Source organism: Lysobacter sp. A421 (assembly GCF_054052145.1).
The window spans coordinates 84,797-108,464 of record NZ_JBSVRL010000005.1 but is presented as its reverse complement, the minus strand read 5'-3'; the positions used below and the strand labels follow the sequence as shown (position 1 = coordinate 108,464).

Sequence of the window (23,668 nt, the reverse complement as noted above, 5' to 3'; positions counted from 1 at the left end):
GCGGGTCGCTCAGAACTGGACGAAATAGCAGCCGTGGTAACGCCGGACCTTGAAATCCTGCACCCGGCGCGACGCGTCGTCGCCAAACACGAGTTGCATGACCCCGACATTGCGGTGGTCGGCGCCGCCGGAGGCATCGGCCAACTGCATCATTCCGCCACCGATCCGGGCGTCGAAAAAGTGGGCCTGCCACAGCGGTTGCTCTGCCAGGCGGCCGAGCCGCTGCATGATCGAACGCGTCTGGCCGGAGTCGAGCCCGACCCAGTGGTAACTCTCGGCGATCCGGTTGACGTCGCCCAGCGCCCATGCACCTTGCAGATCCATCGACAGCTGGGTCGAGGAGCGGGCGCAGCCGCTGGCGGCGGAACGGCGCGCAACTGCCGGGGCACGGCGGCCGCCGAACACGGCATGGGCGGCGCCGTCATCGCCAGCATTGTCGGAGGCCAGGCGCGTCAGCAGTTCGCCCGACATCGGCATCGCGGTGGCGCCGAACGTCGAGCAGGCCTTGTCGGTGTAGATCTCGGTGCCGTCGGGCGCTTCGCAGCGTTGGATGCCGTCCTGGAGGTTGCCGCCTTGGGCAGGCGCAACGCCGGGCATGGCGAGTGCGGCCAGCACGGTTGCGGCGAGGAGGATCAGCGAGTGCGTGTTCATGGTGACGGGGGACCAGCGGGGGATACCCACAGAATCCGCCCGGCTCCGTCAAAGCCTTGTAACCAAAGGGCTTCAGGACTGAACGCCTTGGCAACCGCCGCTGAACTCAGGCCAACTTGGCGAGTACGTTCATGCTCGGTTTTGCCAGGTTCAGCGTGTAGAAGTGCAGGCCCGGGGCGCCGCCTTCGACCAATCGCCTGCACAAACCAGCCACCACGTCGGTGGCAAAGCCGCGGATGCTTTCGGCGTCGTCGCCATAGGCCAGCATGCGTTGGGCAATCCAGCGCGGGATCTCGGCGCCGCACATTTCGGAGAAACGCCGGAGCTGGCTGAAGTTCGAGATCGGCATGATCCCCGGCACGATCGGGATGTCGACCCCGGCCGCGCGCACGTCGTCGACGAAGCGGAAGTAGGCATCGGTGTTGTAGAAATACTGGGTGATTGCCCCATCGGCACCGGCCCGCACCTTGCGCACGAAATGGTCGACGTCGGTGTGGGCATCGCGCGACTGCGGATGGGTTTCCGGGTAGGCGGCGACCTCGATGTGGAATTGGCCGTCATGCTCGCGGCGGATGAACTCGACCAGGTCGCTGGCGTAGCGGAAGTCGCCGGGGTGGCCCATGCCCGACGGCAGGTCGCCGCGCAGGGCGACGATACGGTGGCAGCCCATGGCCTTGTAGCGCTGCAGCAACTCGCCCAGTTCGGCGCGGGTGCCGCCGACGCAGGAGATGTGCGGGGCAGAGCTGAGCTCGTGTCGGTGCTGCAGCCGTTCCACGGTCTCCGGGGTGTAGCTCAGGGTCGAGCCGCCGGCGCCGAAGGTGCACGACACGTATTCCGGCGAATGCGTCTTGAGCCGCGTGGTGGTGCGGTCGAGTTGCGCGCGCTGCTCGTCGGTCTTGGGCGGGTAGAACTCGAAACTGATCGGGATCATGGGCTGGCCGGCACGATGGGATTGCTGGAGTATATCGCTTCATCGCGATGAAGCTACCGAAGTATTGAAGTCCCACATAAAAAACTGGCAGGCAAAAAAAACGGGCGCCGAAGCGCCCGTTTTCCGTATCGACCCGACCGCCGGAATCAGTAGCGGTAATGATCCGGCTTGTACGGGCCTTCGACCGGCACGCCAAGGTACTCGGCTTGTTCCTTGCTCAGGGTGGTCAGCTTCACGCCGATCTTCTCCAGGTGCAGCCGCGCGACTTCCTCGTCGAGCTTCTTGGGCAGCAGGTAGACCTGCTTGCCGTAGCTGTCCTTGTTCGCCCACAGGTCGATCTGCGCCAGCGTCTGGTTGGCAAACGAGTTGGACATCACGAAGCTCGGATGGCCGGTGGCGCAGCCCAGGTTCACCAGGCGGCCCTCGGCCAGCAGGAAGATCGCGTTGCCGTTCGGGAAGATGAACTTGTCCACCTGCGGTTTGATGTTGACGTGCTCGACGCCCTTGAGCTCCTTCAGCGCATCGACCTGGATCTCGTTGTCGAAGTGGCCGATGTTGCAGACGATCGCCTGGTCCTTCATCGCCTGCATGTGCACGGCGGTGATGATGTCCTTGTTGCCGGTGGTGGTGACATAGATGTCGCCGCGGCCCAGGGTGGACTCGATGGTGTTGACCTCGAAGCCTTCCATCGCCGCCTGCAGGGCGCAGATCGGGTCGATCTCGGTGACCACCACGCGCGCGCCGTAGGCTTGCAGCGACGCCGCGCAGCCCTTGCCGACGTCGCCATAGCCGCAGACCACCGCGACCTTGCCGGCCAGCATCACGTCCATCGCGCGCTTCAGGCCGTCGGCCAGCGACTCGCGGCAGCCGTACAGGTTGTCGAACTTGGACTTGGTGACCGAGTCGTTGACGTTGATCGCCGGGATCAGCAGCGAGCCGGCTTCGGCCAGCTGGTACAGGCGGTGCACGCCGGTGGTGGTCTCTTCGGAGACGCCCTTCCAGTCATTGACCACGGTGTGCCAGTAACCCGGGCGCTCGGTCGCGACACGCTTGAGCAGGTTCTTGATCACCTGCTCCTCGTGCGAGGTGGCCGGCTCATCGACCCACTTGCTGCCGTTCTCGAGCTCATAGCCCTTGTGGATCAGCAGGGTCACGTCGCCGCCGTCGTCGACCACCAGCTGCGGTCCGAGAAATTTTTCTTTACCGTCCGCGCCCTTGCCGTCGCGGAAGCTCAACGCCTCCAGCGTGCAGTCCCAGTACTCCTCCAGCGACTCGCCCTTCCAGGCGAACACCGGGGTGCCGGTGGCGGCGATCGCGGCGGCGGCGTGGTCTTGGGTGCTGAAGATGTTGCACGACGCCCAGCGCACGTCGGCGCCGATGTCCTTCAGCGTCTCGATCAGCACCGCGGTCTGGATCGTCATGTGCAACGAGCCGGTCACGCGCACGCCCTTGAGCGGCAGGGTGGCGGCGTGCTTCTGGCGGATTGACATCAGGCCCGGCATCTCGTGCTCGGCGATGTCGAGTTCCTTGCGTCCCCAGTCGGCCAGGGAGATATCGGCGATCTTGTAATCGCCCTCGGTCGAGAAGGTCTTGGTGTTGTCGTTCATGGGGTGCTCCGGTTCGGTCCCTGCCGCATCGAACATGCGGACGTCAGGGCGGGTAATGGCAACCGGGCGCCGTTGTTGCGGACAGCACGCCCATGGGACGTGTCATCGGTTCTGCCAAGCCTGGCCGTACTCTGGTTACGGTCGCAGCGCCCCTTGGCGGACCGGCCGATTATACCGGTTCGACCCGACAATCGTTACCAGTCGGTCGGCTTGTAGTCCTTCAGGAACTGGCCCCAGACGTGCTCGCCGGTATTGATGCCATTGATGATCGGATCGACGATCCGCGCCGCCCCATCAATGATGTCCAGCGGCGGATGGAAGCGTTCTTCCAATACCTTGCGCGCGGCCAGCTCGGCCGGATCCTCGTCGGTCACCCAGCCGGTATCGACGCTGTTCATGTGGATGCCGTCGCCGTGGTAATCGGCGGCCGAGGTGCGCGTCATCATGTTCAACGCCGCCTTGGCCATGTTGGTATGCGGATGGCGGGTGGTCTTGAAGTTGCGATAAAACTGGCCCTCCACCGCGGACACGTTGACGATGTGCTTGTCGCGGGTCGGTGCGCTGCCATCCGCGCTGCGCAGCATCAGCGGCTTCAGGCGTGCGTTGATGAGGAACGGTGCGATCGCGTTCACCAGTTGCACCTCCAGCAATTCCACCGACGGCACCTCGTGCATCTGCAGCCGCCAGGAATTGCGCCCGCGCAGGTCAACCTGCTGCAGGTCCTGGTCGAGCCGGCCTTCGGGGAACAGGTGTTTCTGGCCCAGCAGTTCCTCCGCCAGCAGCGGCACCTGCGACAGCTCGGCCGCACGCAGCAGCCCGGCGGCCTCGCCAGTCATCGTCGGCAAGTCGCTGCGCGCCGCCGCGGCCTGCACCGATGCGGTCGCCTCGCCGAGCAGGTCCTGGCTGCGCAAGCCCTCGTAATTGCCGATCAACTGGCGCACCGCTTCCGGCGTATCGCGCAGCGCCGCGGTCTCGCCGGCCATCATGTGGGCGTAGAACTCCGGCGGGCGACGCACCGTCTGGCAGGCGTTGTTGATGATGAAGTCCAGCCGCGGGCGGGTGGCCAGCAGCTCGCTGCAGAACGCCTCTACGCTCGGCGTATGGCGCAGGTCCAGGCCGAACACCTCCAGCCGGTGGCCCCAGTCGCCAAAATCCGGCTCCTGCGCGTAGCGGGCGGCGGAATCGCGGGGGAAGCGGGTGGTGACAATCAGTTCCGCGCCCGCGCGCAGCAGTTTCAGTCCGGCCTGATAGCCGATCTTGACCCGCCCGCCGGTCAGCAGCGCGACCCGGCCGCTGAGGTCGGCCAGCTCGGTGCGCTTGTGGAAATTGAATGTTGCGCAGGTCGGGCACAACTGGTCGTAGAAGTGGTGCACCTGTGTGTATTTCTGCTTGCAGACGTAGCAGTGCAACAGCTCGGGGGATTCGTGGCTGCCGCTTGCTGCGTCGACCTCGCCATGGGCCAGTAACGCCTGCGCGCCGGGACCGTGAGGTGGGAAGTAGTTGAGCGCGGTGAACACCGGCTTGCGCCGTAGCGCGCGGATGCCGGTCTGGTTCAGCACCGCGTCGGCACGGCGGATGTTCTCGGCGTTGCGCTCGCGCTCGCGTGCCTTGAGTTTCTGTCGGCGGGTGCCCGGTTCGGGGTGGTAGACCCGGGCGACCGCCTGGTGCAGTCGCTTGCGCTCGGCATCCGGCACGGCATCGAGCAACGTGCGGTCAGCGGCGACGGCTTCCAGCAGCTCCAGCGCCGCGCGCAGGCGCTCGGGCGAGAGATGGTCGCTATCGTCCATTGGCGGAGGGGTGGTGTCGGTGTTCAAGGAGCGCAATCCGTGTTCTGGGGCGGGCAGTGCCGCTGGTCGTGCGACCAACGAAGAGGGGCGGCTGTGATCGGTGCGGATGCCACCGTGAATGTCACGGCGAGCAACGTAAACGGGCCGCGAGAGGCGGCCCGTTTACGACGACATCATTCCGATTGCAGCCGCGCAAGCCGCGCCATTCTACTTCTTCAGCTTCGCCGCCTTGCGCAGCTCTTCGGCCTTGTCGGTTTTCTCCCACGAGAACGCCGTCGCCTTGTGGGTCACGCCGACCGAGTCGGTGTAGCTGACGTCCCTGGGCTTGCGGCCAAAGTGACCGTAAGCGGCGGTCGCCTGGTAAACCGGGTGGATCAGGTCGAGCATCTTGACGATGCCGTACGGGCGCAGGTCGAAATGCTTGCGGATCAGCAGTTCGAGCTTGTCATCGCTGATCTTGCCGGTGCCGAACGTGGTGACCGAGATCGAGGTCGGCTCGGCGACGCCGATCGCGTAGGACAACTGCACCTCGCACTTGTCGGCCAGACCGGCGGCGACCAGGTTCTTGGCCACGTAACGCGCGGCGTAGGCGGCCGAACGGTCGACCTTGGATGGGTCCTTGCCGGAGAACGCACCGCCACCGTGGCGCGCCATGCCGCCGTAGGTGTCAACAATGATTTTGCGCCCGGTCAGGCCGCAATCGCCCACCGGCCCGCCCACCACGAAGATGCCGGTCGGGTTGATGTGGATCTTGTTCTTGGGCAGTGACTCCAGCCACGCCTTCGGCAGCACCGGCTTGAGGATGTGCTCGCGGACCGCCTCGACCAGGTCCTTCTGCTTGATGCCCGGATCGTGCTGGGTCGACAGCACCACCGCATCCAGGCCGGCGATCTGGCCGGCGTCGTCATAGCGCAGGGTGACCTGGCTCTTGGCGTCCGGACGCAGCCACGGCAGCGGGGAGTTCTTCTTCTTGCGGATCTTCGCCTGCTGCTCGACCAGCCGATGGCTGTAATAGATCGGCGCCGGCATGAACTCGGGGGCCTCGTTGCAGGCATAGCCGAACATCAGCCCCTGGTCGCCCGCGCCTTGCTCTTCCGGCTTTTTCAGCTTCTTCTTGCTGCCATCCACGCCGGCGGCGATATCAAGCGACTGCTTGCCGATCAGGTTCAACACGCCGCAGGTGGCGCCGTCAAAACCGACCTCGGAGCTGTTGTAGCCGATATCCAGGATGACCTTGCGGGTCACCTCTTCCAGATCGATCCACGCCGAGGTGGTGATCTCGCCAGCGACGATGGCGACGCCGGTCTTGACCATGGTTTCGCAGGCCACGCGGGCGCGCTTGTCCTGGGTCAGGATCGCATCCAGGACGGCGTCGGAGATCTGGTCGGCGATCTTGTCCGGGTGGCCTTCGGAAACGGATTCAGAGGTAAACAGGTAGCTGGACATCAGGGCTATATCCTTGCATTCGGATAAAGGGATGGGTGCGAATGATACAGGCAACATCTGGTTGGCGCATTGTGCCGTGACCGGAGTTTGCCTGTGGTTAAGGTGGTACTGAGGGCGGGTGGCCGGCTCCAGCCGAGGAGTATATTCAGGCGGCGACGGGCAGCTGCGGCGCGACGCCGGCGATCAACGCGTCGAAATAATCGCGGGTCAGCCGGACCTGCAGTTGGGCGGTCTCGGCCTGGTTGACCACGGCGCGGAAGGCGGTGTTTTCCGGGTGGTCTTTCGCATACCAACCCAGGTGCTTGCGCGCGATACGCACGCCGGAACGCTCGCCATAGAACCGGTGAAGGTGATCAAGGTGACCCAGCAACACGTCACGCACCTCGACCAGGGAAGGCTCGGCCAGCAACTCGCCGGTGGCCAGGTAATGGGCAATCCCGCGGAATATCCAGGGCCGGCCTTGCGCGGCACGCCCCACCATCACCGCATCGCAACCGGTGTACTTCAATACCGCCTCGGCCTTGCGCGGCGAGTCGATATCGCCATTGGCGATGACCGGGATCGACAGCGCCGCCTTGACCTCGGCGATGGTGTCGTACTCGGCCACGCCTTTGTACTGTTGGTCTCGGGTGCGTCCATGCACCGCCAATGCGGCGATGCCGGCGGACTCGGCGATGCGGGCGATCTCCAGCGCATTGCGTTGGCCGGCCGCCCAGCCAGTGCGGATCTTCAGCGTCACCGGAACATCGACCGCGTTGACCACTGCTTCCATGATCCGCGAAACCAATGCCGGCTCGCGCATCAGCGCCGACCCGGCCCACGCGTTGCAGACCTTCTTGGCCGGGCAACCCATGTTGATGTCGATGATCTGCGCTCCCTGATCGACGTTGTGGCGCGCCGCGTCGGCCATTATCGCCGGCACGGTACCGGCGATCTGGATGCTGATCGGCGCCGGCTCGCCGGCATGGTCCATGCGGTGGCGGGACTTGGTTGTCGCCCAGAAGCGCGGGTCGGATGTGGTCATCTCCGACACGCACAGCCCCGCACCCAGGCGTTTGCACAGCACCCGGAACGGCTTGTCGGTGACCCCGGCCATGGGGGCGAGGATCACTTTCGGGTCAATGGTGTAAGGGCCGATCTGCATGGTGGGTATTCTAGCTGGCGGGGATGACGGCAATGGCCCCGTCCGCTTCCGGACGCAGGCGTGGCATTGCCTGTGCGGCGCCGGTGTGTTCGGTGGCGCGTGCGGCGTAGCGGTTGGCAAAGGCTATGTGCCGGGCGAAGGGATGCGACGGCAGCTGGGCGATCGATGCCACCAGCGCGCCGTTGAAGGCGTCGCCGGCACCGGTGGTGTCGACCACCTGCGCCAAGGCGGCGGCAACCCGATAGAACGCGCGGTCATCGCCGCGGCGTTGGTGCTCGACGTGGGACACAAAGCAGCCGGCCGCGCCGAGGGTGATGATCACGCTCCCATGCGGCAACAATTTGCGGCAGTGTCCGTGCAGGGTTGCATCGTCCAAGGCGCCGAGATCGTCGGCGGCCAGCCGGTCGCCGTGGTGGCGAAGCAACTGCGAACAGAACTCCGACTCGTTGGGCGTGATCATGTCGCTGAGCGCCAGCAGGGCGGGGGTCAGGTCGGCATCCGCCGGTGCCGGGTTGAGCACCGTCATCACATCGTTGGCGCGGGCAATGGCGAACCCGGCCGCCACCGCCGCGACCGGCGACTCCAGTTGCGCCAGCACCACCGTCGAGGCGGCCAGCACGCGAGCCTGCGCGTGCACGAAGTCCGCGCCCAGATCCGCGTTCGCACCGGGACCGAAGACGATGCTGTTGCGACCCTGCCGGTCGACGTAGATGCCGGCGGTCCCGGTGAGCGCATTGCTGTCGGCGGCGTGCAGCTCGATGCCGTCCGCGCCGGCCAACGAGCGGGCGAGCTGGCCACCCGCATCCGAACCCAGCGAGCAGACGAACGCGGTCTGTGCTCCTGCGCGCGCGGCCGCGGTGGCCTGGTTGAAGCCCTTGCCGCCCGGGCCGGTGTGGTACGTGCCGGCCAACGTTTCACCGACTTGCGGCAGAGTCGGCAGCGCCCACACGTGGTCGATGTTGAACGAACCGATGACGGTGACCGTGCCGACCGGCGTCATCCTTCGCTCCCGCTCAGGCACCGAGATCGCCGGCGCGGCGCTGGTCCGCAACCGCCGCGGACTCGCGCTTGTGCTTGAACAACGGCACGAACAGCACCGTGATGGCGAGCGCGTACAGCGCAAAGGTCATCCAGATGCCATGCCAGTTTTTGCTCTGGTCCGGATAGGTGAACCAGTGCTCGATGATGAAGCCGCTCAACACGCTACCCAGCACCGCGCCGACACCGTTGGTCATCATCATGAACAAGCCTTGCGCGCTGGCCCGTATCTTCGGGTCGCTCTGGCCCTCGACGAACAACGAACCGGAGATGTTGAAAAAATCGAAGGCCATGCCGTAGACGATGCACGACAGCACGATCATCCAAAGTCCGTCGCCCGGGTCGCCATAGGCGAACAGCCCGAAGCGCAGGAACCACGCCAGCATGCTCATGGTCATCACCGCCTTGATCCCGAAGCGCTTCAGGAAGAACGGGATGGTCAGGATGAACAAGGCCTCGGAGATCTGCGATATCGACATGATGATGGCCGGGTAGCGCACCGCCAGCGTGTCCTTGTAGAGCGGGTCGTTGGCGAAGTCGTGCAGGAACGTATCGCCATAGGCATTGGTCAGTTGCAGGGCCGCGCCCAGCAGCATCGCGAAGATGAAGAAGATCGCCATGTTGCGATCACGGAACAGGCGGAACGAGGTCAAGCCCAGCGCGTCCACCAGCGAGTGTTTCTCACTCTTGCCCAGCTTGGGCGGGCACGGCGGCAGGGTGAATGCATACAGTCCCAGCAGCAACGAGGCGCCGGCGGCGACGTAGAACTGACCGGCCGAGGTCTCCAGATGCAGCAGGCTGACCGTCCACAAAGCGGCGATGAACCCGACCGTTCCCCAGACCCGGATCGGCGGATAGTCGTTGACCACGTCGCGGCCCTCGTTCTTCAGCGCGTTGTACGCCACCGCGATCGCCAGGGCGATGGTCGGCATGTAGAACAGCATGTTGAGCAGCATCACCCAGAACATCGTGGTCGGGTTGTCGACCCGGGGCAGGAAGAACAGCACCACCGCACCGCCAATGTGCAGCAGGCCGTACAGCTTTTCTGCGTTGATCCACTTGTCCGCGACGATGCCCATCAACGAGGGCATGAACAGCGAAGCGATGCCCATGGTCGAGAAGATCGCGCCAAACCCGGTGCCCGACCACTCCTTGTTCTGGAACCAGTAGGCGCCGATGGTCAACAGCCAGGCGCCCCAGATGAAGAACTGCAGGAAGTTCAGCACGATCAGTCGAAGTTTCAGGCTCACCAGATGCTTCCCCTTGGTCACGGCCCGCATTGAGCCATCGTTGCAGGGCAGCGTAGAGGGAAATGACGTGGTGGTGAAGCGCTGCGACCGGGCGCCGGGGAAGTTGCCGCGCTTCCGCGCGCTCAGCCCTCGCGGGCGATGACCCGGTTGCGACCTTCACGCTTGGCCACTTTCAGGCGTTGATCGGCACGACGCAGCAGCTTGGACAAGTCGTGTCCGTCCTGCGGACTGGCGGCGATCCCGGCGCTGAATGTCAACCACATCGGCTCGAGCTGGCCGCGTTCAGGGTTGAACGGATGTTCCGCCAGTACGTGCCGTATTGCCTCTACCCGTTCCCAGGCGGTGCCTACCGGTTGCCGCATCACCAGCACCAACTCCTCCCCGCCCAGTCGCACCAGCCAGTCACCCGGTTCCACCGCGTCCTGGATGACACCGACCACGTGGCGCAGCGCCCGGTCACCTGCGTGGTGTCCGGCTTCATCGTTGACCCGCTTGAAGTGGTCGATATCGATCAACGCCAAGCTCAGGCTGTGACCGTCCTGGTTGGCAGCCTGCAGCAACCGCGGCATCCGGTGCAGCAGCCAGGTGCGATTGGGCAGCCGGGTCAGCCCGTCGGTACCCGACATCTCCACCAGCCGTTGGGTCCGGTAAACCACCGTGGCGGTGAGCAGGGTCACGATCACCAGCAGCAGCAGTCGCTGGATCTGGGTGCTTGCGGTCACCGCCCCATAATCGCTGGAGATCAACTGCTCCGGTGACGTCGCCGCGGCGAAGACCAGCGCGCTCAACAGACCGTACTGCACCAGCGCCAGCACGCCGGCAAACACGGTAGTGCGACCGTCATTTCGCAACGCCGTCAGCAGGATCGCAAGGAAGTAACAGCACCACACGACCATGCTGTTGAGTGCGGCAGGCAAATGTTGGGTGGCCAGTACGACCAGCACCAGCGTGGTGGCGGTGACGTCGAAGGCGGCGGTCGCGAACGGAAGCCAGCGATAGTGGCGCGGCCGGCGTGCCAGTTGTAACCAGAGCAGGGAAATCAGGTTGGCGAAAATTGCCCCGCCCAGTCCGGTCAGGGTCTCGGCGACCGAGCCGCCCGTCAATGCATGCGCCAACGGCAGCAACAGCAACAATGCGGCGATGACCACCCGCAGCCGGGCCACCAGCAACTCACCGCTGGCGCCGCTTTCAAGCATGATCTCGTCAGGTCGCGACAGCAGCGTCCTTACCGCCTCGCTGAAACCTTGGTGGCTATCCATCGCGTCCCCTCAATGCCTGCGGCGAGGATAGCGCGAGCGCGTGATGGATGTCGGCGGGAGGCTACCCCAGGCCGCGCGCTGCCACCCAGATGCCCAGGCCTGCGAATACCGCCGCGGCCACGTAACGTGCTGCCTTGAGCGGCAACCGATCGGCGAACCGGCTGCCCAGCAGGACTACCGGCACGTTCGCCAGCAGCATGCCGACGGTGGTGCCGACCACCACCTCCCACAAGGGCGAATACTTCGCCGCCAACAACACCGTAGCGACCTGGGTCTTGTCGCCGATCTCGGCAACGAAGAAGGCGATGGTGGTGGCGATGAATGCGCCACGTGCCGGCGTCGGCGAATCGTCCTCGTCGAGCGTGTCGGGCTTGAGCGTCCACAACGCCACGGCGATGAAGCTGGCCGCCACGATCCAGCGCAGCGACTCGGGCTGTAGCCATTGTGCAACCATCGTTCCGAACCAGGCCGCAAGTGCGTGGTTGAGGATGGTCGCGACAAAAATGCCGCCGATGATCGGCCATGGCTTGCGGAAGCGTGCGGCCAGCAGCAGTGCCAGCAGTTGGGTCTTGTCGCCGATCTCTGCCAGGGCCACGGTGCCGGCCGAGAGCAGGGCGGTCGCAAGCGGGAATGCATCCATTTCAAGTTCCGGGGCCGGGCGGCGTGGTGACGAAAGCAGGCCGCGCCGCCCGACCCGGGCCGTCCCGTGAAGGGATCGCCCATGGATTGTCTGCGCAAGCCTGCCTTCGGTCTCGTCCACGCCACATCATCGGATGCGACCCGCATGCACCATGGCCAGCCGGCCAAGTATGTTGATGCATGCTCCCGTGTCGATGTGTTCGACGCTACGTCGACGCGGGCGGACTACTCCCCGGAGGAAGAAGCCCGCGCAGTCTACCTCGTTGCCGTCTGGTTGTCGTGGCGTGCTGTCGTGGCGTGCTGTCGTGGCGGGGCAGGGCGTCATGGTGGTCGCGGCTGCCGGATTACACTGAGGCCATCGCGTAGAAGGAGTCGTCGTCATGCAATATCGCCGCCTGGGAACTTCCGGCCTGCAACTGTCAGCGCTGTCGTTTGGTGCCTGGGTCACCTTCGGCGGGCAGATCCCCCGTGGCACCGCGCGTGAGCTGATCGCCGCCGCGTGGGATCACGGCGTCAACTTCTTCGACAATGCCGAGACCTACGGCAATGGCGTGGCCGAGCAGTTGATGGGCGATGTCATTGCCGACCTGCGGCTGCCGCGCGATGGCTACTGCGTGTCCAGCAAGGTGTACTTCGGTGCCACCGACGCCCCGCGACCGACCCAGCGCGGGTTGTCGCGCAAGCACGTCACCGACGCCTGCCACGATGCGCTCAAGCGCCTGCGCGTCGATTATCTCGATCTTTACTACTGCCACCGTCCCGATCCCGATACCCCGATCGAGGAGACCGTGTGGGCGATGGACGCACTGATCCGCCAAGGCAAGGTGCTGTATTGGGGCACCTCGGAATGGTCTGCAGCGCAGATCCGCGAGGCGCACAAGGCCGCCCGTAATCATCACCTGCACGCACCCACCATGGAACAGCCGCAGTACAACCTGTTCCATCGCGAACGGGTCGAGCTGGAATACGCGCCGCTGTATTCCGAATACGGCATGGGCATCACCACCTGGTCGCCGCTGGCGTCGGGCCTGCTCACCGGCAAGTACAACGCCGGCATCCCCGAGCAGACCCGGCTGGGCCGGCAGGACAACGGTTGGCTGCGCAAGTTGGCGATCGGCGAGCCCGAACAGCACCGGATTGAGCGTGCCCGGAAATTCACCGCGCTGGCGGCCGAGTTCGATGTGGCCCCCGCACCGTTGGCGATCGCCTGGTGTCTGCGTAACCCGCACGTGTCCAGCGTGATCCTCGGTGCCAGCCGGGTGGAGCAGTTGTTGCAGAACCTGCAGGCCATCGAACTGCTGGAGCGGCTGGACGAGACGTGCTGGCACAAGGTACGTGTTGTGGCGGCTTGAGCGGGCGGGATACGGTATCGCTTGATTCTCAAATGAGAATGATTATCATCATCAGTCAATCCTGATCGAGTAATGCCCATGCGCCCGCAGCTCTCGTTGGCCCATTCGCCGGATGTCCAGTTCAAGTCACGCATCGCCAACCCGGTTTCCTTTCCCCAGGCGTTCCGGCCACAAGCGCCGGCGTCGTTGGCGCCTGGCCAGTTCGACAGCGACTCGTTGCTCGGCGGCGCGCGCGAAGTGCTGATCCGTCACGGTGGCGAGGTCTATCGCCTGCGCCATACGCGTAACGACAAGTTGATCCTGACCAAGTAGCTCCCTTTCCACGGTTGCCTGTCCCGCGGTGGCCACGCCGCGCGGCTGCACGCCGATATTTCCCAGGTCGCCCGCCACCGGTATCCGCCGCAAGCCAGCTCGCCATCATTCTTTTCGAGCGAGCCCGATATGCTGCCCCATCCGTTGTTTTTCGCCCTGTGCCTGGCGTTGCCCGGCATTGCCGTTGCCAGTGACCAGTCCTCCCGGGCCACGGCTGCGGTCGTTGCCGCTGAACTGGATCGTGTGGTGGTGACCGCCACCCGCACAACGCGCCAGATTGTCGATGTGCCCAATACGGTCGATGTGATCGAGCGTGAGCGGATGGACGACATCCTGGCGAACAACCTGAGGGACCTGTTCCGTTATGAGCCCGGCATCAGCGTGCCCGCGGAGTTTGGCCGCTTCGGTATCGGCGGCATCCGCATCCGCGGCCTGGATGGCAATCGGGTGCGCATCCAGACCGATGGCATCCCGGTGGCGGATGCATTTGCGATCGGCGGCTTCTCCAACGCCAACCGCAACTTCGTCGATCTCGATACCCTGAAACGGGTCGAGGTGGTACGCGGGCCGTCCAGTTCGCTCTACGGCTCCGACGCGCTTGGTGGGGTGGTGTCGTTCATCACCCGCGATCCGCTGGATTACCTGCGCGACGGCAAGACCGCCTACTTCGGTTTCAAGATCGGCCATGAGGGCAGCTGGAATGCCTTGTCCGGTAGCGCTACCGCGGCGTTCGCTGGCGAGCGCTGGTCGGGCATGGTCGCTGCCGGCCATCGGCAGGGCCGGGAAACCGAAAACCAGGGAAGTGACCACAGCGAGGGCAGCTCGCGTACCGCGCCCAACCCGCAACATCGTGACGGCCGCAGCCTGCTGTCCAAACTGGTGTTCGCGCCCAATGCGTCGCAGCGCTTCCGGTTGACGGTCGAGGGCAACGAGGACGATGCGCAGACCGATGTGCTGACCTCTCGGGGGTTGCAATCGTTGACTGGCGCAAACAACCTGCAGGTCCTCGGTGATGACCATCAATCACGCGCACGGATATCGCTGAGTCACGAGCTGGATGCACTGGATGCCGGTTTCGCCGACGCCCTGGACTGGCAGCTCTATCGCCAGGACAGCCAGACCACCCAGGACAGCATCGAACGGCGCCGAACCGCCGCAGGCGTGAACGAACTGCGCGCGCGGGAATTTGATTTCGATCAGCGTCTGTATGGGCTCCAGGCAAACGCGCGCAAGTCGTTCAGCACCGGCCGGGTGGAGCATGCGCTGAGCTACGGGCTGGACCTGGCGCGCACTGAAACGCGGCAAAAACGCGACGGCCGCGTGCACAACCTGGATACCGGCGCGGTCAGCAACGCGATGCTGCCGGACGTGTTTCCGGTACGCGATTTCCCGATCAGCCGTACCACCACTGCCGCGCTCTACCTGCAGGACGAGATCGACTTCGCCGATGGCAGCTTCCGCCTGGTGCCGGCGTTGCGGATCGATCATTACGAACTGCGTCCGCGCCTGGACAACATCTTCGCCGAAGACAATCCGGGCGTGCGGGTCAGTGGCCTGATCGAGACCAATCTGTCGCCCAAGCTTGGCGCGGTCTGGCACTTCTCCACGGACTGGTCGCTGTTTGGCGGCTATTCGCGAGGCTTCCGCTCGCCGCCCTACAACGATGTCAACATCGGGTTCACCAACCTGATGTTCGGCTACACCGCCATCGCCAACCCGAACCTCAAGCCGGAAACCAGCGACGGCATCGAGCTCGGCCTTCGTTTCGCCGGCGAAGCCGTCCACGCCAGCCTGGCGGGCTACGACAACCGCTACGACGACTTCATCGAGTCGTACCGCCTCATCGGTTTCGACGATGCCGGCCTGATGGTCTTCCAGTCGCAGAACGTCGCCGATGCGCGCATTCGTGGCCTCGAGCTCAAGGCCGGGGTCGAGCTTGGCGCGCTGGCCGATGGCCTGCAGGGATGGTCGCTGCGTGGGGCGGCGGCCTATGCGCGCGGTGACAACCGCAGCGAGGACGTGCCGCTGGACTCGGTCGACCCGCTGACCGCCACCCTCGGGCTGGCCTGGGACCGCCATGACCGTGGCGTGGAGCTGGCCGGCCGTTTCGTCGGGCGCAAGGATCACGTGTCCGATCCGGCGCTGTACGGGCAAGGCGGTTATGGCGTGTTCGACCTGCTGGCCCATTGGCGCTTTGCTCCCGGGGCGAAGGTCAACGTTGGTGTGTTCAACCTGACCGACCGCAAGTACTGGCAATCGGGTGACGTGCCGGCGGTCGCTGCTACCAGCCGCACGCTGGATCGCTACACCAGTCCCGGCCGCAATCTTTCCGTGAGCGTGGCCTTCCAGTGGTGACGCCGCTTCGATCCTGTCTGGAGAAACCCATGTCCTTGAACCCTGTTTCCACAGAACCCATGTCCACGAAACCCATGTCCGCAAAACCCATGACCATCCTGCTATCGGCGGCATTGGCCGCCCTCACCGGGCTGGTGGCAACGCCGGCCATCGCGGCGGTGTCCAGCCCTGCTGCCGACCGTGCCGCGATCCTCGCCATGCAGGGCGAATACCTGGTCGACTTCGCCTTCGACGAGACCGTGTTGCTCCAACCTGGATACGAACGTGCGCCGGCGATGCGCAGCGGCGGCAGCGAGACAGTGATCGTGGTGGAGGACACACCCGACAGGATCGTGTTGCAGCATATTCTGGTCGACGCCCGCAGCGGCCACGTCACCAAGCACTGGCGTCAGGATTGGGTGTACGAGGCACCGCAGCGGTTCGAGTTCAGCGCCGACCAGACCTGGACCGTGCATGCGATTCGCGCTGACGTGACCCGCGGCGCCTGGACCCAATGCGTGTACGAGGTCAGCGACGCCCCGCGCTATTGCGGCACCGGTGAATGGCAGCATGCCAAAGGCATTTCCACCTGGACCAGCGATACCAGCTGGCGCCCGTTGCCGCGACGCGAGTACACCCGGCGCAGCGACTACAACGCGCTGGCGGTGATCAACCGGCACACCATCACTCCCGGCGGATGGTCCCACGAGCAGTTCAACACCAAGGTCCGGCGCGAGGCGGATGGCAGCCAGGTCGAACTGGCCCGCGAGTTCGGCTTCAACGATTACGTCAGGACCACCGATGTCGACTTCCAGCCCGCCTACACCTACTGGGCCGCTACCGCCGACTTCTGGGCCGGGGTACGTGCGCGCTGGTCGGACCTGCTGTCCACCAATGGCGCGCATATGAAGACCGGAATCGATGGCATGGCGATGATCATGCCGTTGTTTGCCCAGGCGGCCGAGCTCGAACAAGGGCACCAGGTGGCGGCGTCGGATATCGATGCGGTGTTTGCCGAATGGGTCGAGCCGGCGCAGACGGAAGGCCCAGCGGCGACCTCCGCGCCCTGATCCGCGCGGGGCAAGCAGCTGTGCCTATACTCGTCCCTTCAGACAAGGGGAACAGGGAATGACACTGGGATCGATACTCGCCATCGTGCTGCTGGTCGTCGGCGTCGTGATGGTATTCAAGGCGGTACGCATGGTGCCGCAAGGCTATGAGTGGACGGTCGAGGCGTTCGGCAAGTACACCCACACGCTGTCGCCGGGGCTGCACTTCCTGATCCCCGTCTACCAGGACATCGGCCGCAAGATCAACATGATGGAGCAGGTGCTGGACGTGCCCAGCCAGGACGTCATCACCAAGGACAACGCCGTGGTCAAGGTCGACGGCGTGGTCTATTTCCAGGTGCTCGACGCGGCCAAGGCGGCCTACGAGGTCGCGCAGCTGGAGATCGCCACGCTCAACCTGGTGATGACCAACATCCGCACCTCGATCGGCTCCATGGACCTGGACGAATCGCTGTCGCGTCGTGACGAGATCAACGCCAAGGTGCTGGTCGCCGTCGACCAGGCCACCCATCCGTGGGGGCTGAAGGTCAACCGCATCGAGCTGAAGGACATCGCCCCGCCGCGCGACCTGGTCGAGGCGATGGCCCGGCAGATGAAGGCCGAGCGTGAAAAGCGCGCCAACATCCTGGAAGCCGAGGGCTTCCGCCAGGCCGAGATCCTGAAAGCCGAGGGCCAGAAGCAGGGCGCGATCCTGCATGCCGAAGGCGAGCGCGAAGCGGCTTTCCGTGAAGCGGAAGCGCGCGAGCGGCTGGCCGAGGCGGAAGCCAAGGCGACCGAGATGGTGTCCAACGCGATTTCGCAGGGCAACGTGCAGGCGATCAATTACTTCATCGCGCAGAAATACATCGAGGCGTTCAAGGCCCTGGCCGAAGCGCCGAACCAGAAGTTCGTGCTGATGCCGATGGAGTCGGCCGGCGTGATCGGCTCGCTGGCCGGCATCGCCGAGTTGGCCAAGGACGCGTTGGGTCAGCAGCCCGGCAATCGCCCGGTGCCGCCGATGCGGGTTGGAGGCTGAGTCATGCATTGGGACTGGCAGGCGGTGAGCTGGGGAGCGGTCGCACTGGCGTTGTTCGCCATTGAGGCCCTCGCGCCAGGTGCGTTCATGCTCTGGCTGGGGTTTGCGGCGGCGGCGGTGTTCGTGTTGGTGTTGCTGTTCGACATGCCCCTGCTGGCACAGATAACCGCGTTCGTGGTGCTGAGCTTCGTGTCGATCCAGATCTATCGTGTCCGGTTTCGTGGTCGCGGGCGCCAAAGCGACCGGCCGAACCTCAATCGCCGCGCCGATGCGCTGGTCGGCCAGGTGGTGCCATTGCAGCAGGCGATCGTGCAGGGCCACGGACGGGTGCAGATCGCCGACGCCTATTGGGATGTCAGCGGTCCGGATCTGCCGGTCGGCGTGCCGGTGCGAATCGTCGGCAGTTCGGACATGACCCTGCTGGTCGAATCGGCCGGTTGATCGGTGGCGTCATCGGCGGGGACAACCTGCCCCGAAAATGTTCGCGTCTCTGGGATAATGACTGGCTTCCCCTTTCATCAGGATTGGTCATGACCCAGACGACGGCTTTGAAACAAACGGTCCTCAATGGCAGCCATCGTGCGCTTGGCGCCAAGATGGTCGACTTCGGCGGCTGGGACATGCCGATCCACTACGGCTCCCAGATCGACGAGCATCACGCGGTGCGCAAGACGGCGGGCATGTTCGACGTCAGCCATATGACCGTGGTCGACCTGCATGGCGAGCGCACCCGAGAGTTCTTGCGCAAGTTGGTCGCCAACTCGATCGACAAGCTGAAGAAGCCGGGCAAGGCGTTGTACACCTGCATGCTCAACGAGCGCGGCGGTGTCATCGACGACCTGATCATCTATTTCATGGCCGAGGATTTCTTCCGCCTGGTGGTCAACGCTTCCACCCGGGACAAGGACATGGCCTGGATCAACGCGCAGGCGCAGGCGTTTGACGTGCGTGTCTCCGAGCGCGAGGACCTGGCCCTGGTGGCCGTGCAGGGCCCACGGGCGCGGGATACGGTGCTCGGGTTGCTGGAAGAGGGCGAGCGCGAGCGGGTCGGCAAGCTCGCGAAATTCTCCGCGACCGATACCCGCACCGCCAACGGCACCCAGGTGTTCCTGGCGCGCACCGGCTATACCGGTGAGGACGGCTTCGAGCTGGTGCTGGAGCAGGGTCGCGCCGTTGCCTTGTGGGACGCCTTGCTCGCCGCCGACGTGAAACCCGCCGGCCTCGGTGCCCGCGATACCTTGCGCCTGGAGGCGGGCATGAACCTGTACGGCCAGGACATGGATGAGGAGGTCTCGCCCTACGAAGCCGCACTGGGCTGGACCGTATCGCTCGACGGGGGCCGTGACTTCATCGGTCGCGACGTGCTCGAGCAGCAACATGCCGATGGCGCGCCCCGGCAGCTGATCGCCCTGGTGATGGACGACCGCGGGGTGTTGCGTCACGGCCAGAAAGTGCTGACCGACCATGGCGACGGCGAAATCACCTCCGGCACCTTTTCACCCACCCTGGGCAAGGCGATCGCGTTTGCCCGGATTCCTGCTGGCGAGGTGTCGCTTGGCAGTGCCGGCAACGTGCGCGTGGACATCCGTGGCAAGGAAGTGCCGGTCCGGGTGGTGAAGTTCCCGTTCGTGCGCGACGGCCAGGCCCAGGATGGGGTACTGGCGTGAGCCGACCGGCAATCCGTGTCTCGGGACACCCCGCGGCACCCACCCTTGGTTACACTATTTGCCCCTTCATCCCATCAGCCGTAGCAGCGGAGCATTGTCATGAGTGAGATCCCCGGCGACTTGAAGTTCCAGAAAACCCACGAATGGGCCCGAGCCGAAGACGACGGCCGGGTCACGGTGGGAATATCCGACCACGCCCAGGGACTGCTGGGTGACCTGGTGTACGTCGAGTTGCCGAACATCGGTGACCGCATCGAGGCCGGCAACCCCTGCGCCGTGGTCGAGTCGGTCAAGGCTGCATCGGACATCTACGCGCCGGTCACCGGCACCGTGGTCGCGGTCAACGATGCGCTGACCGACAAGCCCGAGACCATCAACGAAGACGCATTCGGCGAAGGCTGGATCTTCGCCCTGGAGGTCGAGAATCGCGACGAGCTGGAAGAGCTGCTCGACCCCGACGCATACGGCGAGTTGATTGAAGACGACGATCACTGATCGACGCCTTGGCTTACCCGAACCCGCGTCGTTACCGACGCGGGTTTTTTTGTCGATGGACATCGCGGACAAGCCGACATCGGTGCTCACGCGATGTTGAAACCTTCGCGCATTTCGGCGCACTTGTGCTTGTGCAATGCGGTGGCGCGATGGATTGGCTTCAGATTTGGATGCGACGATTGTGTGGTGAAAATATCACCACTTGAATTTTCCGGCGCGATGCGTCGATTGCCAACTGCACCGACGCGGGGCATGGGAGCGTCATTGAAAGCCGTACTGCATATGGCTTCCTGCATGCCAGCAAAAATGCGTCATGCAAAACGGCGTTGCGTGTGTCGGCTTGAACGTGCGTGCCAGATGCCTTGGTTGAAGGGGTCGGCGACGTCACTTGGATAAATCGATCGTGCGCAATTGTTGACAGCTTGAAAGTCCGTGATTAGGTTTTGCCCAGCAGACACTTACTGCGGAAGAGAGTGAGCAAAGCCAACGCAACAACGTGTGCAACAAGTCGGGCCTCCATCACGTCAATCGAAATGGTGGCCGCGGCATTGTTGTCCCTGGCGGGAAACGCATCACGTCGTTGCAACAGGTCCATCGCAATCAGCCCGGTTCGTCAACGGCGAATCGGGTTTTTGTTTTCCCGGCGTTGCAGTCGTCAAGTCCGGTGTTGCGTGGGGCTGGTTCGAATCCGTTCCGGAGCGTCTTCTTGCACCGGCGGCTGGTCGTGGGATGTACCCACGGCATTACTTGGTACTGGGCTGTATTTACCGATAGACCACTGACGAGGAGTCATCAACATGGCCACCACGAAGAAAGCTGCGAAGAAGAAACCCGCTGCCAAGAAGGCGGCAACCAAGGTTGCCGGCAAGCCGGCGGCGAAGAAGGTTGCCAAGAAGGCAGCGACCAAGAAGCCTGTTGCCAAAAAGGCAGTGAAGAAGGCGGTCGTCAAGAAGTCAGCTGCCAAAAAGGCGGTGAAGAAGTCCGTTGCCAAGAAGCCGGCAGCCAAGAAGGCCGTAAAGAAGGCCACAGCCAAAAAATCTGCGGCGAAGAAGACCGTGAAGAAGGCCGCAGCCAAGAAGGCCACTGCCAAGAAGGCCACTGCCAAGAAGGCCACTGCCAAGAAGGCCACTGCCAAGAAGGCCACTGCCAAGAAGGCCGTGAAGAAGGCCACCGCGAAGAAGGCGACGGCCAAGAAAGCAGTAAAGAAAACTGCCGCGAAGAAAGCCACGGCCAAGAAAGCAGTGAAGAAGGCCACGGCAAAGAAACCCGCCGTCAAGAAAGCAGCCAAGAAGAGTGCAGTAGCCCGCAAGCCGGCAGCGAAGAAGGCCAGCAAGCCGGCGGTCAAGAAAGTAGCCGACAGTGGCACGGCCAAGAAGCCGGCACGGCGTGCGTCCCGCAAGCCAGCCGCGCCCAAGCCGATGCCGGCCACCCCGGCGCCAATAATCTGATTAGTACCCGATACCGGAACAGCTGATCCGACTCTCTCCCGCAGCCCAGGCGGGGGAGAGTTTTTTTATTTGCGATGGTGCCGGGAGAAACCCGGCTATTGCGGCGCGGCGGTAGCGCTGGTGGCCGTGCTGCCCGGAGCCTCACCCGGCTCCTGTCGGTTGGCGTACATGGTGGTCGTGGTCCGGTCCATATCCACATCGACCCAGGCAGTGAGCTCCGAGGGGATGCCCACCGCGCGGTCGATCAGGGTCGGCAGCAGCCCTGATGGAAGCGAGCTTTCGCCGTTCCACAGCACCGCAATGCCCAGGTCGCTCTCGGGCAGCAGTGCGATCATGCCCCGATAACCCTGCACCGCTCCGGCGTGGTAGATCAGCCGGTGGCCGGAGTAGTCATAGACGCGCCAGCCCAACGCATACCCTGCCGAGTCCAGGCGCGCGCGCCGCCAGGCCGAACTGCGCGTCTGATAGGGCGTATCCACCAGCGACTCGTGCAAGGTGGCCAGCAGCGGGGCAGGCAGTACGTCGGGGCGGTGACCGGTCTGGGCGATCAACCATTGCGCCATGTCGCTGGCGCTGGCATTGACCCCCGCCGCCGGTGCCACTTCGTAATAGGTGGGCTTGGGCATCAGCGAGACCCAGCCGCCGCTGCGGCGCACATGCGGTTTGGCCCAACGCGCGCTGGACTCGATGCCTTCCAGGCCGACGCTGGCGTCGTTCATCCCCAAGGGCTTGAGCAGGCGGCTTTGGACTTCCTGGCTGTAGAAGTCGCCGGTCGCGGCAAACACGATGTCGCCAATCAGGCTGAAGGCCACGTTCTGATAGGCATAGCAGGTGCCCGGCGCGCACTTCATTGGCGCGTTGGCCAGCTTGCGGGTCAAGTCGCGGTAGGAAACGTAATTTTCAAGGTCACGGTCATAGGCGTTATGCGGCAGGCCGACGCGGTGACTGAGCAGGTCCGCGACGGTGATCTTCTGCGCGGCGCCGGCCGTGCTGAGTTCGAACTGGGGAAGGTAATCGGTCAGCTTGCTGTCCCAGCGCAAGGTGCCATTGCTGACCAGCAGCCCCGCCGTGGCGCCGGCGAACGCTTTCGACAGGGAGGCCAGGCGGAACACCGTGTGTCCGTCGACCGGCTCGGCATCGCTGACATCGGTAATGCCATAACCGCGAGCGCTGAGGATCTGTCCGTTATGCACGATCGCCATCGCCAGGCCCGGCACCCGTTGGTCGGCGACGATCTGCTGCGCCATGGCCTCGAAGGTCTGGACATCAAAACCCGTGGGTAGCGGCGGACCGGCGGGAACGATCGCGGGCGGTGGCAGCTCGGCGTTGGTCAAGCTTTCAGGCGAGCCGGACGGCACCACCACCGGTACCACGGTGGCTGCCGGCGCCTGGCCAGTGCCTGCCACGGTGATGGTCGGACTCGGCGGCGGCGCATCGTCCCCGCGCAATGAAGTCTGCGCAGTGGAGGCCAAGGCCAGGGTCAGGAGGAATGCGAGCGCCGCCAAGCGTCCGCTGATGCCGGGTCGCCTGTTTGGATCGTCTTTCATCGGTCGCAGCGCCTGCGTATGCTGGGTTCACCCGATCATAACGCTGTTATCCAGAGGTTTGCGAGCAATCATGTTCAGCTTCCTGATTCTATTGGCTTTAGTTGCCCTGTTCATCTTCTGGGGTGTCGGTCTTTACAACGGTCTGGTGACGGCGCGGAATCGGTTCAAGAACGCATTTGCCCAGATTGACGTGCAACTGCAACGGCGGTTCGAGTTGATCCCCAACCTGGTGGAAACCGCCAAGGGTTACCTGAAACACGAGCGCGAGACCCTGGAGTCGGTCATGAACGCTCGCGCGGCGGCAATATCGGGCCTGTCGGCGGCCAATAGCCATCCCGGTGATCCCGAAGCCATGGCGCAACTGGGCAACAGCGAGGGCATGCTGCAGGGCGCCCTGGGCCGGCTGCTGGCCGTGGTCGAGGCGTATCCGGACCTGAAAGGCAACCAGACCATGATGCAGCTGACCGAGGCACTGACCAGCACCGAAAACAAGGTGGCCTTCGCCCGACAGGCCTACAACGATGCGGTGACCGCCTACAACACGCGGCGTGAGGTGTTTCCGGCCAGCCTGATCGCCGGCAACTTCGGCTTCAAGCCGGCGGGTCTGCTCGACATTCCTGCCGATCAGGCGCAGATGCGCCAAGCGCCTCAGGTACAGTTCTAGCGTCGCCGCCGG

At 64.4% G+C, this 23,668-nt stretch carries 21 protein-coding genes, 1 pseudogene and 2 riboswitches; of the genes and pseudogenes, 10 read left to right on the top strand and 12 right to left on the bottom strand.

Annotated elements, in window-relative coordinates:
* Positions 1-9: 9 nt before the first annotated feature.
* The 10 genes from ACW7G6_RS13120 to ACW7G6_RS13075 form a co-directional block, all read right to left on the bottom strand.
* Positions 10-651, bottom strand: a complete 642-nt coding sequence (locus ACW7G6_RS13120; RefSeq protein WP_456998444.1) for a hypothetical protein — start codon at positions 649-651, stop codon at positions 10-12.
* Between the two features lie 106 nt (positions 652-757).
* Complete coding sequence (gene metF, locus ACW7G6_RS13115; protein WP_456998443.1) at positions 758-1,582, bottom strand: methylenetetrahydrofolate reductase [NAD(P)H]; 825 nt, start codon at positions 1,580-1,582, stop codon at positions 758-760.
* Between the two features lie 146 nt (positions 1,583-1,728).
* A complete protein-coding gene (gene ahcY / locus ACW7G6_RS13110; RefSeq protein WP_456998442.1) occupies positions 1,729-3,189 on the bottom strand; it encodes an adenosylhomocysteinase in 1,461 nt (486 codons plus the stop codon).
* A gap of 57 nt (positions 3,190-3,246) precedes the next feature.
* Positions 3,247-3,350: riboswitch (S-adenosyl-L-homocysteine riboswitch) on the bottom strand.
* Between the two features lie 33 nt (positions 3,351-3,383).
* Positions 3,384-4,976 (bottom strand): SDR family NAD(P)-dependent oxidoreductase, encoded by a 1,593-nt coding sequence (locus ACW7G6_RS13105; RefSeq protein ID WP_456998528.1) that lies wholly within the window; start codon positions 4,974-4,976, stop codon positions 3,384-3,386.
* Positions 4,977-5,183: 207 nt separating this feature from the next.
* Positions 5,184-6,422: a methionine adenosyltransferase gene (gene metK, locus ACW7G6_RS13100; RefSeq protein WP_456980232.1), complete on the bottom strand. Its 1,239-nt coding sequence runs from the start codon at positions 6,420-6,422 to the stop codon at positions 5,184-5,186.
* A gap of 145 nt (positions 6,423-6,567) precedes the next feature.
* Positions 6,568-7,566, bottom strand: a complete 999-nt coding sequence (gene dusB / locus ACW7G6_RS13095) for a tRNA dihydrouridine synthase DusB (protein WP_456998441.1) — start codon at positions 7,564-7,566, stop codon at positions 6,568-6,570.
* A 10-nt stretch (positions 7,567-7,576) separates the two neighbouring features.
* Complete coding sequence (locus ACW7G6_RS13090) at positions 7,577-8,566, bottom strand: ribokinase (RefSeq protein ID WP_456998440.1); 990 nt, start codon at positions 8,564-8,566, stop codon at positions 7,577-7,579.
* Between the two features lie 13 nt (positions 8,567-8,579).
* Positions 8,580-9,854, bottom strand: coding sequence for a nucleoside permease (locus ACW7G6_RS13085; RefSeq protein WP_456998439.1), 1,275 nt, complete (start codon positions 9,852-9,854; stop codon positions 8,580-8,582).
* A 122-nt stretch (positions 9,855-9,976) separates the two neighbouring features.
* Positions 9,977-11,113, bottom strand: a complete 1,137-nt coding sequence (locus tag ACW7G6_RS13080) for a diguanylate cyclase (RefSeq protein ID WP_456998438.1) — start codon at positions 11,111-11,113, stop codon at positions 9,977-9,979.
* 61 nt (positions 11,114-11,174) lie between these two features.
* Positions 11,175-11,753: a TMEM165/GDT1 family protein gene (locus tag ACW7G6_RS13075; protein WP_456980227.1), complete on the bottom strand. Its 579-nt coding sequence runs from the start codon at positions 11,751-11,753 to the stop codon at positions 11,175-11,177.
* 71 nt (positions 11,754-11,824) lie between these two features.
* Positions 11,825-11,991: riboswitch (yybP-ykoY riboswitch) on the bottom strand.
* 141 nt (positions 11,992-12,132) lie between these two features.
* Here ACW7G6_RS13075 and ACW7G6_RS13070 point away from each other — a divergent pair.
* The 8 genes and pseudogenes from ACW7G6_RS13070 (at position 12,133) to gcvH (ending at position 19,997) form a co-directional block, all read left to right on the top strand.
* Positions 12,133-13,104, top strand: a complete 972-nt coding sequence (locus tag ACW7G6_RS13070) for a potassium channel beta subunit family protein (protein WP_456980226.1) — start codon at positions 12,133-12,135, stop codon at positions 13,102-13,104.
* Positions 13,105-13,311: 207 nt separating this feature from the next.
* Positions 13,312-13,416: pseudogene (gene hemP / locus ACW7G6_RS13065) on the top strand (hemin uptake protein HemP); the annotation flags it as partial.
* A 129-nt stretch (positions 13,417-13,545) separates the two neighbouring features.
* The gene (locus ACW7G6_RS13060; RefSeq protein WP_456998437.1) at positions 13,546-15,771 is read left to right on the top strand and encodes a TonB-dependent hemoglobin/transferrin/lactoferrin family receptor; all 2,226 of its coding nucleotides are present in this window, start codon (positions 13,546-13,548) and stop codon (positions 15,769-15,771) included.
* Positions 15,772-15,866: 95 nt separating this feature from the next.
* The gene (locus ACW7G6_RS13055) at positions 15,867-16,820 is read left to right on the top strand and encodes a DUF6607 family protein (RefSeq protein ID WP_456998527.1); all 954 of its coding nucleotides are present in this window, start codon (positions 15,867-15,869) and stop codon (positions 16,818-16,820) included.
* A 58-nt stretch (positions 16,821-16,878) separates the two neighbouring features.
* Complete coding sequence (locus tag ACW7G6_RS13050) at positions 16,879-17,835, top strand: SPFH domain-containing protein (protein ID WP_456980223.1); 957 nt, start codon at positions 16,879-16,881, stop codon at positions 17,833-17,835.
* Positions 17,836-17,838: 3 nt separating this feature from the next.
* Positions 17,839-18,276 (top strand): NfeD family protein, encoded by a 438-nt coding sequence (locus ACW7G6_RS13045; protein ID WP_456980222.1) that lies wholly within the window; start codon positions 17,839-17,841, stop codon positions 18,274-18,276.
* Between the two features lie 89 nt (positions 18,277-18,365).
* A complete protein-coding gene (gene gcvT / locus ACW7G6_RS13040) occupies positions 18,366-19,502 on the top strand; it encodes a glycine cleavage system aminomethyltransferase GcvT (RefSeq protein ID WP_456998436.1) in 1,137 nt (378 codons plus the stop codon).
* A 99-nt stretch (positions 19,503-19,601) separates the two neighbouring features.
* On the top strand, positions 19,602-19,997 hold the full coding sequence (gene gcvH / locus ACW7G6_RS13035; RefSeq protein ID WP_456980220.1) for a glycine cleavage system protein GcvH: 396 nt from the start codon (positions 19,602-19,604) through the stop codon (positions 19,995-19,997).
* A gap of 86 nt (positions 19,998-20,083) precedes the next feature.
* Here the strand turns inward: gcvH and ACW7G6_RS13030 are convergent, their stop codons facing one another.
* Positions 20,084-20,251 (bottom strand): hypothetical protein, encoded by a 168-nt coding sequence (locus tag ACW7G6_RS13030; protein ID WP_456980219.1) that lies wholly within the window; start codon positions 20,249-20,251, stop codon positions 20,084-20,086.
* A 543-nt stretch (positions 20,252-20,794) separates the two neighbouring features.
* Here ACW7G6_RS13030 and ACW7G6_RS13025 point away from each other — a divergent pair.
* Positions 20,795-21,445 carry a hypothetical protein gene (locus ACW7G6_RS13025; protein ID WP_456998435.1) on the top strand — a complete coding sequence of 217 codons (651 nt, stop codon included), beginning with the start codon at positions 20,795-20,797 and terminating at the stop codon, positions 21,443-21,445.
* A 95-nt stretch (positions 21,446-21,540) separates the two neighbouring features.
* Here ACW7G6_RS13025 and ACW7G6_RS13020 read toward each other — a convergent pair whose 3' ends face one another.
* Positions 21,541-22,992: a serine hydrolase domain-containing protein gene (locus ACW7G6_RS13020; protein WP_456980217.1), complete on the bottom strand. Its 1,452-nt coding sequence runs from the start codon at positions 22,990-22,992 to the stop codon at positions 21,541-21,543.
* Positions 22,993-23,062: 70 nt separating this feature from the next.
* Between ACW7G6_RS13020 and ACW7G6_RS13015 the strand changes: the two genes are divergently transcribed.
* The gene (locus ACW7G6_RS13015) at positions 23,063-23,656 is read left to right on the top strand and encodes a LemA family protein (protein WP_456998434.1); all 594 of its coding nucleotides are present in this window, start codon (positions 23,063-23,065) and stop codon (positions 23,654-23,656) included.
* Positions 23,657-23,668: the final 12 nt, after the last annotated feature.